This is a genomic window from Cupriavidus sp. C1SS-2L (genome assembly GCF_057073735.1).
In genome coordinates, this window is record NZ_CP172708.1 from 3,161,700 (window position 1) to 3,176,282 (window position 14,583).

At 66.1% G+C, this 14,583-nt stretch carries 14 protein-coding genes; 9 read left to right on the forward strand and 5 right to left on the reverse strand.

Translation table 11 applies throughout. The features are described from left to right. Nucleotides 1-22: 22 nt before the first annotated feature. The 5 genes from ACIGJG_RS14660 to mpl form a co-directional block, all read right to left on the reverse strand. Complete coding sequence (locus ACIGJG_RS14660) at nt 23-2,167, reverse strand: ribonuclease catalytic domain-containing protein (RefSeq protein WP_140952128.1); 2,145 nt, start codon at nt 2,165-2,167, stop codon at nt 23-25. 180 nt (nt 2,168-2,347) lie between these two features. Further along, nucleotides 2,348-3,088 carry a 3-oxoacyl-ACP reductase FabG gene (fabG, locus tag ACIGJG_RS14665; RefSeq protein ID WP_011299004.1) on the reverse strand — a complete coding sequence of 247 codons (741 nt, stop codon included), beginning with the start codon at nt 3,086-3,088 and terminating at the stop codon, nt 2,348-2,350. Between the two features lie 56 nt (nt 3,089-3,144). Further along, a complete protein-coding gene (locus ACIGJG_RS14670) occupies nt 3,145-3,729 on the reverse strand; it encodes a chorismate--pyruvate lyase family protein (protein ID WP_483672465.1) in 585 nt (194 codons plus the stop codon). Next, entirely contained in the window at nt 3,726-4,334 is a 609-nt protein-coding gene (locus tag ACIGJG_RS14675; protein WP_011299006.1) for a YqiA/YcfP family alpha/beta fold hydrolase, read from the reverse strand. The genes ACIGJG_RS14670 and ACIGJG_RS14675 overlap by 4 nt, the downstream gene beginning before the upstream one ends. A 10-nt stretch (nt 4,335-4,344) precedes the next feature. Then, nucleotides 4,345-5,718: a UDP-N-acetylmuramate:L-alanyl-gamma-D-glutamyl-meso-diaminopimelate ligase gene (mpl, locus tag ACIGJG_RS14680; protein WP_011299007.1), complete on the reverse strand. Its 1,374-nt coding sequence runs from the start codon at nt 5,716-5,718 to the stop codon at nt 4,345-4,347. A 184-nt stretch (nt 5,719-5,902) separates the two neighbouring features. On the opposite strand from mpl, the gene ACIGJG_RS14685 reads away from it, so the two are divergent. The 9 genes from ACIGJG_RS14685 to ACIGJG_RS14725 all read left to right on the forward strand — a co-directional run bounded on the left by ACIGJG_RS14685 (nt 5,903) and on the right by ACIGJG_RS14725 (nt 14,556). Then, nucleotides 5,903-6,592 (forward strand): hypothetical protein, encoded by a 690-nt coding sequence (locus ACIGJG_RS14685; protein ID WP_011299008.1) that lies wholly within the window; start codon nt 5,903-5,905, stop codon nt 6,590-6,592. Between the two features lie 87 nt (nt 6,593-6,679). Further along, nucleotides 6,680-7,228, forward strand: coding sequence for a TlpA family protein disulfide reductase (locus tag ACIGJG_RS14690; protein WP_011299009.1), 549 nt, complete (start codon nt 6,680-6,682; stop codon nt 7,226-7,228). A gap of 214 nt (nt 7,229-7,442) precedes the next feature. Beyond that, entirely contained in the window at nt 7,443-7,931 is a 489-nt protein-coding gene (gene aroQ, locus ACIGJG_RS14695) for a type II 3-dehydroquinate dehydratase (protein WP_011299010.1), read from the forward strand. Nucleotides 7,932-8,137: 206 nt separating this feature from the next. Beyond that, on the forward strand, nt 8,138-8,602 hold the full coding sequence (accB, locus tag ACIGJG_RS14700; protein WP_011299011.1) for an acetyl-CoA carboxylase biotin carboxyl carrier protein: 465 nt from the start codon (nt 8,138-8,140) through the stop codon (nt 8,600-8,602). 188 nt (nt 8,603-8,790) lie between these two features. Then, the gene (accC, locus tag ACIGJG_RS14705) at nt 8,791-10,143 is read left to right on the forward strand and encodes an acetyl-CoA carboxylase biotin carboxylase subunit (protein WP_011299012.1); all 1,353 of its coding nucleotides are present in this window, start codon (nt 8,791-8,793) and stop codon (nt 10,141-10,143) included. Nucleotides 10,144-10,181: 38 nt separating this feature from the next. Further along, complete coding sequence (gene prmA, locus ACIGJG_RS14710; protein ID WP_220631032.1) at nt 10,182-11,075, forward strand: 50S ribosomal protein L11 methyltransferase; 894 nt, start codon at nt 10,182-10,184, stop codon at nt 11,073-11,075. Between the two features lie 9 nt (nt 11,076-11,084). Continuing rightward, a complete protein-coding gene (locus ACIGJG_RS14715; RefSeq protein WP_220631033.1) occupies nt 11,085-12,851 on the forward strand; it encodes a zinc-ribbon and DUF3426 domain-containing protein in 1,767 nt (588 codons plus the stop codon). A 138-nt stretch (nt 12,852-12,989) separates the two neighbouring features. Further along, a complete protein-coding gene (gene tpx / locus ACIGJG_RS14720) occupies nt 12,990-13,490 on the forward strand; it encodes a thiol peroxidase (RefSeq protein WP_011299015.1) in 501 nt (166 codons plus the stop codon). A gap of 118 nt (nt 13,491-13,608) precedes the next feature. After that, nucleotides 13,609-14,556: a carbohydrate kinase family protein gene (locus ACIGJG_RS14725; protein ID WP_011299016.1), complete on the forward strand. Its 948-nt coding sequence runs from the start codon at nt 13,609-13,611 to the stop codon at nt 14,554-14,556. Nucleotides 14,557-14,583: the final 27 nt, after the last annotated feature.

Here is a 14,583-nt window from a genome sequence, read left to right on the forward strand (position 1 = left end):
GCCGCCGGCTTTTCCGAAGGGATCAGCCCTGGCCGGGGACAATGGTGTCGCGCGCGGCAGACGCCTGGTCGGCGATGTCCTCGTCGCTACCCGCGCCGGCCAAGTCGCCGGCATCGTCCTGTGCTGGCGCATCCCCTTGCGCCGACTGTTCGGCGGCCTGCTCCGCCGCCACTTCGGCGGCAGCTTCGGCCGACACTTCAGCGGCTTCCTCGTCGCTTTCGTCGCCGTCGACGCTCTCCAGTTCCTCTTCAGGCAACGCGCCCTCACCGGCGAAGACTTCGAGCACGCGGCACGAGACCTCGAGCGAAATCTCGTCGATCGGGCCGATTTCCAGCAGCACCTGCGTGCCGCGCTGGGCTTGCATGAGTTCCGGCACGCGCGTGACCAACGGGATCTCGGTGAAGCGCACGGCGCCTTCCTTGAGCGTCGTGGCCATCATGCGTTCACGGCGTTCCTGCTGCAGCCAGCGCAGGCACCAGTAGCGCTCCATGGTCGACTGGTGGTCGGCATAGGCGGCGTAGGTGCCTTCGAAATCGGCCACGGCGGCCAGCAGGTCGGCGTCCTTGGGCTTGAACGGCGCCACCAGCTTGGCCGTGATGCCATGCTGCGCCACCGCCAGGATCTGCCACTGGTTGACCAGGTCGACATAGCGGCGCAGCGGTGAAGTGCTCCACGCGTACTGCGCCACGCCCAGGCCTTCGTGCGGCGCCGGGTATGTCTGCATGCGCGTGCGGTGCATGCCCCAGGCCTTCTGCGTGCGGTAGATGCCCGGCACGCCGTTGTCGGCGAGCAGCTTGCCCCACGTGCTGTTGGCCAGGATCATCAGCTCGGCGACGATCTTGTCCAGCGGCGAACCGCGCTTGCGCTGTTCGATGCGCACGCGCTGGCTGCCATCGGCCTGGTCGTCGAGGTAGAAGTTGTAGTCCGCGCGGTTGTGCGATTCGGGCCGAAGGCCGCTGGCCAGGCGCGCCTTCTGGCGCTCGTCGTGCAGCGCGCCGGCAAAGTGCCACAGCCGCGTGAGCTGGGCGCGGAACGGATAGTCGCCAGTGCCGTCGGCCAGCGACGCCTCGGTGATGACATCGTCCAGCAGGTTGTGGCGCAGGTTGGCCGCGATCATGACCATCTCGGCGCGCGATTCGCTGCCCAGCACCTGCCAGTGCACCGGCTCGACCGTCACGTAGAGCGACAGCGCGGGGCACTGGCGGCCCTCTTGCAGCGTGTAGCGCTCGACCACGCTGTCGGGCAGCATGGTGATCTTGTCGCCCGGGAAATAGACCGTGGACAGGCGCTGGCGCGCGATTGCGTCGAGCGCCTCGCCACGGCGGATGCCGAGCGCCGGCGCCGCAATGTGAATGCCGATGCGCAGGTTGCCGCCGGGCAGTTCGGTGACCGACAGCGCGTCGTCGATTTCGGTGGTGGTCACATCATCGATCGAGAACGCCTCCACGTCCGCCACCGGCAGGTCGGCGGACGGCTCGGGCACCTCGACGTCAGGGAAGCCCGTGCCCTTCGGGAAGCACTCGGCCAGGAACTTCGCCTCATGCAGCGCGCGCGCGCTGGCGACGCCGCCGACCGCCACCATCAGGCGCATCGGCGTCATGCCCAGCGCCGTGCAGGCGGCGTCCATTGCCTTGAATTCGAGGCTGTTCTTGTCCGGCTTGAACAGCAGTTGCAGCACCTTGTTACGGAACGATTCCGGCAGCGTCAGCGCCTTGAGCTGTTCCTCGTACTCGGCTTGCACCAACGCCTGCTGCTTCTTGCGCTCGAGCGCGGCCAGTGCGGCCTTGAGCTGGTCTTCCGGCGCGCGCTGGTAGCGTCCGCGGCCCTTGCGGCGGAAGTACACCGGGTTGCCGTGCAGCGCCATGGCCAGTGCCGCCTGTTGCACCGGGCCGGGATCAGCGCCGTAGTATTCGGCGGCCAGCTCGGCAAAGCCGAACTCGGCTTCGGGCGCGCATTCCCACAGGAAGTCGAGGTCGATCTCGGCGGTCATCTCGCCAGTCTGGCGCACCAGTTCGATCGCTGACGGCTGGGCAAACTGCAGCAGCACATCGCGCGATTTGACCTTGGTGCGCTTGCCGGCGGGCAATTCGACCTGGTAGGCCTCGCCCTGCTGGGCCAGCACGGTGCCGGCGCGAATCTCGCCGCCTTCTTCGAACAGCAACTGCATCGATCGGTACTTTCAGAAATGCCGGGAACCCTGCCGCTTAAGCGGCCAAAACGCGGGTTCCGGGGAGATAGTGTGAGCGCCCCTGCGGGCGGGCTGGCCGCAGGGGCCGAAATCAGAATGATACCGCACCGTTTACAGCCGCCTCCGGGAAACCGGCCTGGCGGCCGGCAACGAGTGACGTCAGAGCGACATGCCGCCGCTGGTTTCGATCGCCACGCCGTTGATGTAGCTGGCGTCGTCGCTGGCCAGGAACGCGTACACGCTGGCGATCTCGGACGGCTCGGCCAGACGGCGCATCCAGCACGATTCCTTCATGCCGTCGAGCACCTTCTGCGGCACGGTCTGCAAAATCTCAGTGTTGACGAAGCCCGGGCACACGGCATTGACGCGCACGCCCTTGGGCCCGAGTTCGCGCGCCCAGGTCTTGGTGAAGCCGATCACGCCGAACTTGCTGGCCGCATAGTTGGTCTGGCCGAAGTTACCGTACAGGCCGACCACGCTCGACGCGTTGAGGATCACGCCCTTGCCCTGTTCCGTCATGATGCCGGCGACGGCCTGCGCGCAATGGAACACGCCCTTCAGGTTGACGTCGATGACGGCATCGAACTGCGCCTCTGTCATCTTGGCCAGGCGCGCGTCCTTGGTGATGCCGGCGTTGTTGACCAGCACATCGATGCGGCCATGCGCGGCCAGCACCGCGCCGACCATGGCGTCGACTTCGTCACGGCGTGTCACGTCGACGCGGTAGGCGTCAACCGTGGCGCCGGTGGCGGCGAGCTTCGCCGCCGCTTCACGAACGCGCCCGTCCTGCACGTCGCAAAGAATGACGATGGCGCCCTCGGCGGCAAAACGCTCGGCCGTGGCAAACCCGATGCCTGCGGCTGCGCCGGTGATGATGGCAACGCGACCCTGCAATTTCATGATGTCTTCTCTTGATGGTCTTGGTAGTGTGTCAAACAGGCGAGGCCCGGATCTGATCAATATCTCTGCCCGAGTCCCCGCGATGGCCGTGTCAGCAGGTCCGGCAAAAAGACCTCTGTCACGAGCATGACGCCGGCGCCGCGCCGGAATACGGAACGGCGCGCAGGCAGCATGGGTACCGGTGCCATAGCCGGCAGGATCCGCAGCAGCGCCTGACGCAGCGGATGGTGCGGCAGCAGCCGCGCAAACTGGAACGGATCGCGCCGCACGGCCGGGTCGACGAACAGGCGCCCGCCGAGCGGGCGCTCGCCGAGCCCGCGCAGGAACGGCCAGTCACGGCGCGCATGCCGTTCGCGCACGACGGTGTGGGCGTAGATGGCGGGCTGTTCGTCGCAGATCAGCAGTACTTCGCGTGTCAGCGCCGGTTCGCGGCCGCATTGACCGAGCACCTGCCATTCGTCGAGGAAAGGTCGCGCCGATGCCTGGAACAGGCGGCGCACGCGAAAACGTTCGGAAGCGGTCACCAGTCGCGCGGTCAGCGAGCCTTCACCCGTGACCCAATGCCGCAGGTTCGGCGGAATCGTCGGATCGAAGGGCAGGTGGCAGGTCCAGCCGCAGCGGCGCGCGTATTGCGCGCTCATGCCGCGCGGCCCGGCACCACGCCGCCAGGCCCGTAGCCGCAGAAAGTCAATACGTCGTCAACGTAGTCGGCAAACTCGCTGATGCCGTGGTCGCTGCCGGAGATCACGCGGATGTGCGCGCCCGTGCAGGCGGCCACCATCTCGCGGTAATCGAGCACTTCATCGCCGGTCGCGGCGAGCAGGTAATAGCGTTCGGGATGCGAGAGCGTATCGACGCGCAGGTCGAGCAGTTCCTGCATATGGCGCGGCTCGACAGTGACCGTGCCGCCGCCGTGCCACAGCGGCTGCTCGCCGATGTATTGCATTAAATCGGTCCACGGGTGGATGGCGGGGTTCAGTAGCACCGTGCGGCAGCCGTGACGCTCGCCAAGCCAGCGCGCGTAGAACCCGCCCAGCGAGGAACCGACGATCGCGATTTCCTGGTCGCCGCCCGCGCGCGCGGCGTGGATGGCGGCCTCGGCCTGTGCGATGGCCTGGACCGGCGAAACATTGAGCAAGGGGCAGGCGTAGTAGCGGCCCACCCCCCACTCGCGCATGCGCTCCTGCACCAGCCGCGCCTTGAACGACTGCGGCGAGGAGCGGAATCCGTGCAGGTACAACAGCATGTCGGTGTCCTCAGCCTGCCTTACCCAACGCGTCGAGCAGCTTCTGGTGCACGCCGCCGAAGCCGCCGTTGCTCATGACCAGCACCTGGTCGCCCGGCTGTGCGGCAGCGCGCACGGCCTCGACCAGTGCGCCGAGATCGTGGAACGCCGCCGCCTTCTTGCCCAGCGGCGCCAGCGCGCCGGCCAGGTCCCAGCCGAGCGCGTCCTTGCCGCTCGGCGCACCGTAGCCGAACACCAGGTCGGCCTGCTCGAGGCTGGCCGGCAACTGCGCCTTCATCACGCCGAGCTTCATGGTGTTCGAGCGCGGCTCCAGCACGGCCAGGATGCGCGCACCGCCGACACGGCGGCGCAGGCCGTCCAGTGTGGTCTGGATCGCGGTCGGATGGTGGGCGAAGTCGTCATAGACCGTCACACCTGCCGCCACGCCGCGCACTTCCATGCGGCGCTTCACATTGGCGAAGCGGCCCAGCGATTCGATCGCCTGCGCAACCGGCACGCCGACGTGGCGCGCAGCGGCAATCGCGGCCAACGCATTCATGCGGTTATGGGTGCCCTGCAGGTCCCAGCTCACGCGGCCCTGGACGGCGTCGCCGAACCACACGTCGAACGCGTCCTTGCCATCGTCGGTGCCGGCGTCGCTTTCGCGCCAGTCACCGACGCCGAACTGCTCGACTTCGCTCCAGCAACCGCGCTCGATCACGCGCGCCAGGCTAGCTTCGAGGCCATTGACGACAAGACGCCCCTGCCCCGGCACCGTGCGCACGAGATGGTGGAACTGCGTTTCGATCGCGTCGAGATCAGGGAAGATGTCGGCGTGATCGTATTCGAGGTTGTTCAGGATGGCCGTGCGCGGGCGGTAGTGAACGAACTTGCTGCGCTTGTCGAAGAAGGCGGTGTCGTATTCATCCGCCTCGATCACGAAGAAATCCGACTCCGTCACGCGCGCCGAAATGCCGAAGTTCTGCGGCACGCCACCTACGAGGAAGCCGGGGTTGTAGCCGGCGTCTTCGAGGATCCACGCGAGCATCGACGTGGTGGTGGTCTTGCCGTGCGTGCCGGCTACGGCCAGCACCCACTTGCCGGCGAGCACATGTTCGCCAAGCCATTGCGGGCCCGACACATACGGCAGGTTGCGGTTCAGGATGGCTTCCATCAGCGGATTGCCGCGCGACACCACGTTGCCGATCACGAACAGGTCCGGCTCGAGCGAGAGCTGGGCCGGATCGAAGCCCTCGATCAGTTCGATGCCCTGGGCTTCGAGCTGCGTGCTCATCGGGGGATAGACATTGGCATCGCAGCCCGTGACACGGTGACCCGCCTGCTTGGCGAGCACCGCCAAGCCGCCCATGAAAGTGCCGCAGATGCCAAGGATATGTATATGCATGGGGTTCCCGGAAAGACTTGAGACCGGCCGGGCCGGTCGGCATGCCAGCGATGATCCGTCGGACCATGCCGTGCAGGAAGGTCCTGATTGTACCCGAGCACTTCCGCGCGTCGCTGCACTGCGGCAGCGCTTGCGGCCCTTGCTGCCCCACCGGTTTCCCGCCCTGCTCCGGTATCATCGGGCCATGTCCCGACGCACTCTTTCCGACCCCGTCCGTCTGCGCGAAGAGATTGCGCAGGCCGCGGCACGCATGATCGCCGAAGACGGCGCCGACTATGCCACCGCCAAGCGCAAGGCCGCGCGCCAGTTGCTTGGCGAGCAGCGCGTGGCCGGCGAATGGCTGCCTGATAACGAGATGATCGAAGCCGAAGTGCGCGCTTATCAGGCACTTTTCCACTCCGATACCCAGCCGCGCATTCTGGCGCTCATGCGGCGTCTCGCCGTCCTGGCGATGGAAGACCTCGCGCCTTTCCGGCCTTACCTGGTAGGCGCCGTACTGAATGGCACCGCGACCGAGCATTCAGACATCTATCTGCAGTGCTTCTGCGACAGCCCCAAGGACGCCACGCTGCATCTGCTCAATGACGGCGTCGACTTCGAGACCAGCGAGACCCGCCACTTCAACGGCCGCGGCGAAGTCGAGACGCTGAGCTTTCTCTGGAAGGGCCAGTGGCCCGATCGCCGCGAAGCGCGCCTGCTCGCCGGCGAAGTGCGCGCGGAGCTCGGCGCGCCGGTCGGGATTCATATTGCTCTGTATGATGCCAACGATGAACGCGGCGCCGTACGCACTGATGCGAGCGGTCGCGTGAACCGGGCCGACCTGCAAGCAGTGCAGGCCCTGCTCGCCGCCAGCGAGGCCGGCGATTCGAACTGAGTCAGGGCGGCCCTGTCACACGTTCACCATCTGCCGTTATCAGCGCTGAATGCCGCCCCCGGACACCGCCGTTCTTACCGAGACTCCATGAACGCTCCCACCCAGAAACCCGTCCGCCGTTCCCGTCTTTGGCTATGGGTCGCCGTCGCCGTGGTGGCCTGCGCCGCTGGTGCGCTGGCCGGCCAATTCGTATTCGCGCCGAAAGCGGCGTCGGACCACGCCGTGGAGACCTTCTTCCAGACACGACTGCCTGACCCAAGCGGCGCCGACATCGATCTGAGCAAGCTGCGAGGCAAGACCGTGGTGATCAATTTCTGGGCGCCTTGGTGCGGACCGTGCGTGGAAGAAATGCCCGAGCTCACCGCGCTGCACGCCGAGTACGCGCCCCGCAAGGTCGAGTTTGTCGGGATCGGCATCGATTCGGCTGCCAATATCCAGCAGTTCGTCAAGAAGGTGCCTGTCGCCTATCCGCTCGCAGTGGCTGGGTTCGCAGGCACGGAGTTGTCGCGCAATTTTGGCAACGCTGCGGGTGGCCTGCCCTACACGGTGGTGATCAATCCCGACGGATCCGTCAAATATCGCAAGATGGGGCGCGTGACTTCCGACGAATTGCGCGCCGTTCTGCCACGTTCGTAGTGGAGCAAGGGGCATAACACGCTTCTTCAGTCAAGTTCGCCGAAACCGTGGTGAACTTGCACTGAAACGCCGCGCATATTGCCGGGGATGCCTTAATGTGGCCTAATCACCCCGCAAGCGCTGATCACGACGTGGAGGCTTGTATCGCCTGCTAGACAAATCCCTCTAAGCTACGGTAATCTCCGCGCAATTTCGTTGAACTGGTCGAGCCGCCGTGACTGCAACCCGCTCCAATCGTCGCTCTGCCCGCTACCGCAAGGTGCTGGTCCTGCATGGGCCGAACCTCAATCTGCTGGGCACGCGCGAGCCGGAGACGTACGGTCACACTACGCTGGCTGATATCGACGCCGCACTGGCACAGCACGCCGCCGACGCCGGTATCGCGTTGTCGTCGTTCCAGTCCAACCACGAAGGCGCACTGGTAGACCGCGTGCATGCCGCACGCACGGAAGGGGTGGACTTCATCGTCATCAACCCGGCCGCCTATACGCATACCAGCGTAGCGCTGCGCGATGCGCTGGCCGGCGTAGCCATTCCGTTTGTCGAAGTGCACCTGTCGAACGTACATCGCCGCGAAAGCTTCCGCCACCATTCCTATTTCTCCGACCTTGCCGTCGGCGTGATCTGCGGACTGGGCTGGCAGGGCTATCTGCTGGCGCTGGACTATGCTCTCGGGCTGGAGCAGCCGCCGCCGAAGGGCTGAGACGCGGCTGAGACGCCCAAGCAGAACGACGTACAAAGACAAAGCAAAGGCTTTACCCGAAAACATGATGCGCGCCGCCTCGCGGCCGCGCCTGCAGCGTGCGCAGCAAGCACGGCGGGCGCGGAGAGCGGGTGGCCGTACCGACGATTTCTTCCGCCGCTGCCCGCGAGGGCATGCCCGGACAACCTGATTCAGGAGGATAGAAGATGGACCTGCGCAAGCTGAAGACGCTGATCGACCTGGTGGCCGAATCCGGCATCTCGGAGCTGGAAGTCACTGAAGGCGACGGCAAGGTTCGTATCGTCAAGCAACCGCCGCAAGTCATCGCCGCGCCGATGGCCATGCCGCAAATGCAGGCGCTGCCGGTCATGCCCGCCGCTGCTCCGGCAGCCAGCGCCCCGGCAGCCGCTGAAGCGGCCGCCCCGCAGCTTCCCGCCGGTCACATCGTGACCTCGCCGATGGTCGGCACCTTCTACCGTGCACCGTCGCCGGGCGCCGCGCCGTTCGTCAACGTCGGGGACTCGGTCAAGGAAGGCCAGACCGTCTGCATCATCGAAGCCATGAAGCTGCTCAACGAGATCGAGTGCGACAAGGCCGGCGTCATCAAGGAAATCCTGGTCGAAAACGGCCAGGCGGTGGAATACGGCCAGCCGCTGTTCGTCATCGGCTAATGCTGCCCGGCATGCCGCGCCGCCCTGCCCCCCGGGCTGCGGCCTGCCGGATGTCGTGGATGTTCGCACGTTGCGAACCGCATCCCTTGCCATGAAGCGGCCCCTGGCCTCGCCAGTTTCCCGGCCGCGCACCCCGCGTGCCGCGGCGGCACCTGGCGGGACCGCTCCCGTTCTCGCAGAGAGAGACCATGTTTGAAAAAATTCTGATCGCGAACCGCGGTGAAATTGCCCTTCGCATCCAGCGCGCCTGCCGCGAGCTGGGCATCAAGACCGTGGTGGTGTACTCGGAAGCCGACAAGGAAGCCAAGTACGTGAAGCTGGCCGACGAAGCCGTGTGTATCGGCCCGGCCCCGTCGCCGCTGTCCTACCTGAACATGCCTGCCATCATTTCGGCCGCCGAAGTGACCGACGCGCAGGCGATCCACCCGGGCTACGGCTTCCTGTCCGAAAACGCCGACTTTGCCGAGCGCGTGGAGAAGTCCGGCTTCGTCTTCATCGGCCCGACCGCCGAGAGCATCCGCCTGATGGGCGACAAGGTCTCGGCCAAGCAGGCCATGATCAAGGCCGGCGTGCCGTGCGTGCCGGGCTCGGAAGGCGCACTGCCTGACGATCCCGCCGAAATCGTCGCGGCGGCGCGCCGCGTGGGCTACCCGGTCATCATCAAGGCTGCCGGCGGTGGTGGCGGCCGCGGCATGCGCGTGGTGCACACCGAGGCCGCGCTGGTCAACGCCGTCAACATGACGCGCGAAGAAGCCGGCCGTGCCTTCGGCAACCCCGAGGTCTACATGGAGAAGTTCCTGGAGAATCCGCGCCACGTGGAGATCCAGATCCTTGCCGACCAGCACAAGCAAGCTATCTGGCTGGGCGAGCGCGACTGCTCGATGCAGCGACGCCACCAGAAGGTGATCGAGGAAGCGCCCGCGCCGCACATTCCGCGCCGCCTGATCGAACGCATCGGCGACCGTTGCGCGGAGGCTTGCCGCAAGATGGGCTACCGTGGCGCCGGCACGTTCGAATTCCTGTACGAGAACAACGAGTTCTACTTCATCGAGATGAACACGCGCGTGCAGGTCGAGCACCCGGTCACCGAAATGATCACGGGCATCGACATCGTGCAGGAACAGATCCGCATCGCATTTGGCGAGAAGCTGCGCTACCGCCAGAAGGATGTGCAGTTCCGTGGCCATGCGATCGAATGCCGCGTGAATGCCGAGGACCCGTTCAAGTTCATTCCGTCCCCGGGCCGCATCACCGCCTGGCACATGCCCGGTGGCCCCGGCGTACGCGTCGACTCGCACGCGTATGATGGTTACTTCGTCCCGCCGAATTATGATTCGATGATCGGCAAGATCATCACCTACGGCGCTACCCGCGAGCAGGCGATTGCCCGCATGCGGATCGCGCTGTCGGAGATGGTGGTGGACGGTATCCAGACCAACGTGCCGCTGCACCGGGAGCTGATGATGGACGCCAACTTCGTCGAAGGCGGCACCAGCATCCACTATCTCGAGCATCGCCTCGCGCAGCGCGAGAAAGCCTGACGCGGCGACTGCCGCACCTGCTGTACAAGAGGAAGCCCGTGGCCTTTCAGGAATGTGTGATCGAAGTGGCGCAGGACCAGGCCGAAGCCTGGTCTGACGCCCTGTTCGACCTTGGCGCGTTGTCGGTGTCGGTGGAAGATGCCGATGCCGACACGCCGGACGAGCAGCCGCTGTTCGGCGAGCCCGGGCTCGAGCCGACCAAGCTCGCGTGGAACCGCTCGCGCGTCGTGGCGCTGTTCGGCGATGATACCGATCCGGCGCTCGCCGTCGCGGCCGCGTCGAATGCGCTCGGCATCGATCCGGTGCCGGCGTATGCGCTGCGCGAGGTCGAGGACCAGGACTGGGTGCGTCTCACGCAATCGCAGTTCGAGCCGATCCGCATCGGCGAGCGCATCTGGGTCGTGCCGTCGTGGCATGACGCGCCGGAGCCCGACGCCGTGGTGCTGGAACTCGATCCGGGCCTGGCCTTCGGCACTGGCAGCCATCCGACCACGCGCCTGTGCATGCAGTGGCTCGAGCAGAACCTGAAGGCCGGCGAAACCGTGCTCGACTACGGTTGCGGTTCCGGCATTCTCGCTATCGTTGCGAAGAAGCTCGGTGCGGGCGATACGCTAGGCATCGACATCGATCCGAATGCCGTGGAAGCGTCGCGCTACAACGCCGAGCGCAACCAGGTCCAGGCCGACTTTGCCTTGCCCGAGTCGGTCTCGGAAGCGACCTACGATCTCGTCGTCGCCAATATCCTCTCCAACCCGCTCAAGCTGATGGCGGCCATGCTCAGCGCACGCGTGCGCGCCGGCGGACGCCTGATCCTGTCCGGCGTGCTCGAGCGCCAGGCCGAGGAAGTGGCCGCGGCCTACGCCCCTTGGCTGCCGCTGACTGTGTGGCGCAGCGAGGAAGGCTGGGTCTGCCTGCACGGCACGCGTCCCTGAGGTGCGCCGATGGCCGCCGCCAAGCTTGTCACGCGCTGCCCGGCCTGCCGCACCGCCTTTCGGCTCGTGGCCGATCAGTTGCGGCTGCGCCAGGGGCTCGTGCGTTGCGGACACTGCGAAACCGTCTTCGATGCGCGCGAGCACCTGATCGAAGTGCCGGCGCCGGCGACCTCAGCCGCCGCGCCGTCGCCGCACCGGCAGCCTGAACCTTCGCCACCCGCGAGCGCACCTGTCAACACCGAGTTCGAAGCCACGCCGGCCTCATCCGCCGCCGTGTTCGATCCCGGCTACGACCCCGGGTACGACGTGCCCGCGCTCGATTCGCCGACCATGATGATGGCTCCCGCCGAGGACGAAGAAGAAGCGCCCTTCGACGTGGAAGACGATGCCGTGCGAGACCCGGCGCCATCGTGGGAGCCCGAACGCACCCCGCACGCCGTTGCACAGCCTGCGCTGCAGGAAGCGCTACCTGAAGCACCTGTCGAGATCCATGGCGGGCATGCGGAAGAGACTGCGGGCGAAGACACCGAATTGCAGCCCACGCAACCCGAAGCTGCGGAAGCTGCGCAAGCGACGGAGGCTTCCGCAGCGGAGCCTGAGTCCGAACCTCACAACGAATCTCAACTTGAACGCGAGTCCGTTGAAGCGGAGCAGCCGGAAGTCGGGCCCGTCGCGGCCGCCAACGGCCTGCATTATGCCGAGCAGGATGCACCGCACGAAGCGCCGGAATCCGCAGCCATCGTGACCCCTCACGCGGCTTGGCCAACGCTCGATCGCTCCGCGTTTGAAGATGAGGAGCCCGCTCCGGCTGCGCCGGACGTGGTGCAAGCTGGAGCACAGGAAGATGCGGCCGATGAGCCGGCCAGCGAGCCGCGTGCCGGGTCGCCCGCCGACCCCGTGCTACGCAGTGCGAGCGAGTTTTTGCGCGCGCAGTCCAGCGACAGCACCGAAGTGCCTGCCCTGGCTGACGCCGCGCCAACAACGTACGAAGCTGGCCACGAGACGCGCCGTGGATACGGAAGCGACGGACACGAAGGCCACGACGCTGACCACGAATCCGCGCACGCGTCCGGACACGAAGCCGGACCGGATTACGGCCGCAATCTCGGCCCCACCTATGGGCCGAGCCCTGGCGAGGCCTTCAGTGCCACCGCCGGCGCCATCGCGCGCGAGAATGCCACGCGGCGCTGGGCTCGCGAGGAGCCGCAAATGGGCCCCGCGTTCGCGCCTGACTTCCTGCGCCAGGCCCGCGAACGCGAACGCGCGCGCGAGGTTGCTGCGACACCGTCGACGCCACGCTCTCGCTATGGCTGGCATATCGCCGCGGGCGTGCTGGCCCTGGGCGTGGTCATGCAAGGGCTGTACCTGATGCGTGGGCAGCTTGCGGGCCACTTCCCGGCGCTACGTCCTGTGCTCGAAGCCGCCTGCGCGCCGCTCGGCTGCGACGTGCCGCCCTGGCGCGACATCGACGCGCTGCGCATCGATACTTCGCAGTTGCAGAAGCAGGAAGAAGGCAGCGATGCCTATCTTCTTGCCGTCACGCTACGCAACCAGGGCCGTGCTACGACGGCCTTGCCCGCGATCGAGCTGGTCATGACCGACCTGCAGGACCAGTTGCTGCTGCGCCGTGTGCTGGAACCCTCCGAGTACCTGGAACCCGCGCAAAAGACCTTTGCCACACATGGCCTTCGTGCGGGCATGGAACTGCCGGTTCGGGTACGATTCCGGACTCAGCAGGCGGCGGCCAACTACCGCGTGCTGATTTTCTATCCATAAGGTCTGTTCACGCACACGACGCACACGCGTTTCACAGGTGAACGCCTCCTGGAATCCGCAGGCTTGCCGCCGAAGACCGAATCGAGTCCGGCTGCAAGCTGCGCCCCCCCCGAAGATCCTGAACAGGAAGGAGCAGAGATGAGCAACGTGACCCTCGGCGGCAACGCTATCGAAGTGGCAGGCAAGTTCCCGCAACCTGGCGACAAGGCCGCCGATTTCAAGCTGGTCGGCAAGGACCTGAAGGACGTGACGCTGGCCGACTTCGCCGGCAAGCGCAAAGTGCTCAATATCGTACCGAGCCTGGATACCCCGGTGTGCCAGGCGTCGACGCGCAAGTTCAACGAGGCCGCCAGCGGCCTGGCCAACACTGTCGTGCTGACCATCTCGGCCGACCTGCCGTTCGCCATGGGCCGGTTCTGCAGCGCTGAAGGCCTGGACAACGTGGTGCCGCTGTCGACCATGCGCGGCGCCGAGTTCAAGGGCAACTACGGCGTGGACATCAAGTCCGGCCCGCTGGCCGGCGTGACCGCGCGTGCCGTGGTGGTGCTCGACGAAAACAACGTCGTCAAGTACAGCCAGCTGGTGCCCGAGATCAAGACCGAGCCCGACTACGACGCCGCGCTGGCCGCACTGAAGTAAGCTGCCCCGGCAATCCGCACCGGCCGCCTGCATTCCCGGGGCGGCCGCTTCTGTTTTCCGAACCCCCCGGGCTGTATGCGTGCAAGCAGCCCGACCATCCCAAGTACCTGGAGAGAGCATGGCCAGCCTGATCTGCGGCTCCGTCGCCTACGACACCATCATGACGTTCGACGGACGCTTCCGCGAACACATCCTGCCGGACCAGATCCACATGCTGAACGTCTCGTTCCTGGTGCCCGGCATGCGGCGCGAGTACGGCGGCTGCGCCGGCAACATCGCGTTCACGCTCAAGATGCTCGGTGGCGAGCCCGTGGTCATGGCCACTGTAGGCGCCGACGCCGAACCGTACCTGCAATACCTGCGCGGGCAGAACATCGACACCACGCATATCCGCGTGCTGCCCGATACCTTCACGGCGCAGGCGATGATCACCACCGACCTGGACAACAACCAGATCACCGCGTTCCACCCGGGCGCGATGAGCCAGTCGCAGCTCTCCAACGTGAAGGATGCGCTCGGCGGCAGCCAGCCGCCGAAGCTCGGCATCGTCGCGCCGGACAGCCGCGAGGGCATGCTGCACCACGCACGCCAGTTCGCCGAGACCGGTATCCCGTTCATCTTTGATCTTGGACAGGCCATGCCGCTGTTCAACGGCGAAGACCTGCGGGAGTTCGTTGAACTCGCCAGCTACGTGACAGTCAATGACTACGAAGCGCAGGTCCTGCTGTCTCGCACGGCCTGGACCAGCGCCGAGGTTGCTGCCAAGGTTCGTGCCTTCATCGTCACGCACGGCGAGCGCGGCGCCAGCATCTTTGCCGATGGTCAGCAGTACGCGATCCCTGCCGTTCCGGCCGAGCGCATCGTGGACCCGACCGGCTGTGGCGACGCCTTCCGAGGTGGCCTGCTGTTCGGCATCGAAAACGGGTTAGACTGGGAAACCACTGGCCGCCTGGCATCGCTGATGGGATCAATCAAGATCGCACAGCAGGGTCCGCAGAACCACTGGCTGCCGCTCGACGAGATCGGCAACCGTTTCCAGTCTGCATTCGGTTACCGCTACGCCTGACCTGCAGCGGGGCGTGGCACATTGACG

What these genes read in the sequence shown, in the direction of transcription:
- ACIGJG_RS14660 (WP_140952128.1), bottom strand. Translation starts at nt 2,167, where the DNA reads ATGCAGTTGCTGTTCGAAGAAGGCGGCGAGATTCGCGCCGGCACCGTG.
- fabG (WP_011299004.1), bottom strand. Translation starts at nt 3,088, where the DNA reads ATGAAATTGCAGGGTCGCGTTGCCATCATCACCGGCGCAGCCGCAGGC.
- ACIGJG_RS14670 (WP_483672465.1), bottom strand. Translation starts at nt 3,729, where the DNA reads ATGAGCGCGCAATACGCGCGCCGCTGCGGCTGGACCTGCCACCTGCCC.
- ACIGJG_RS14675 (WP_011299006.1), bottom strand. Translation starts at nt 4,334, where the DNA reads ATGCTGTTGTACCTGCACGGATTCCGCTCCTCGCCGCAGTCGTTCAAG.
- mpl (WP_011299007.1), bottom strand. Translation starts at nt 5,718, where the DNA reads ATGCATATACATATCCTTGGCATCTGCGGCACTTTCATGGGCGGCTTG.
- ACIGJG_RS14685 (WP_011299008.1), top strand. Translation starts at nt 5,903, where the DNA reads ATGTCCCGACGCACTCTTTCCGACCCCGTCCGTCTGCGCGAAGAGATT.
- ACIGJG_RS14690 (WP_011299009.1), top strand. Translation starts at nt 6,680, where the DNA reads ATGAACGCTCCCACCCAGAAACCCGTCCGCCGTTCCCGTCTTTGGCTA.
- accB (WP_011299011.1), top strand. Translation starts at nt 8,138, where the DNA reads ATGGACCTGCGCAAGCTGAAGACGCTGATCGACCTGGTGGCCGAATCC.
- accC (WP_011299012.1), top strand. Translation starts at nt 8,791, where the DNA reads ATGTTTGAAAAAATTCTGATCGCGAACCGCGGTGAAATTGCCCTTCGC.
- ACIGJG_RS14715 (WP_220631033.1), top strand. Translation starts at nt 11,085, where the DNA reads ATGGCCGCCGCCAAGCTTGTCACGCGCTGCCCGGCCTGCCGCACCGCC.
- tpx (WP_011299015.1), top strand. Translation starts at nt 12,990, where the DNA reads ATGAGCAACGTGACCCTCGGCGGCAACGCTATCGAAGTGGCAGGCAAG.
- ACIGJG_RS14725 (WP_011299016.1), top strand. Translation starts at nt 13,609, where the DNA reads ATGGCCAGCCTGATCTGCGGCTCCGTCGCCTACGACACCATCATGACG.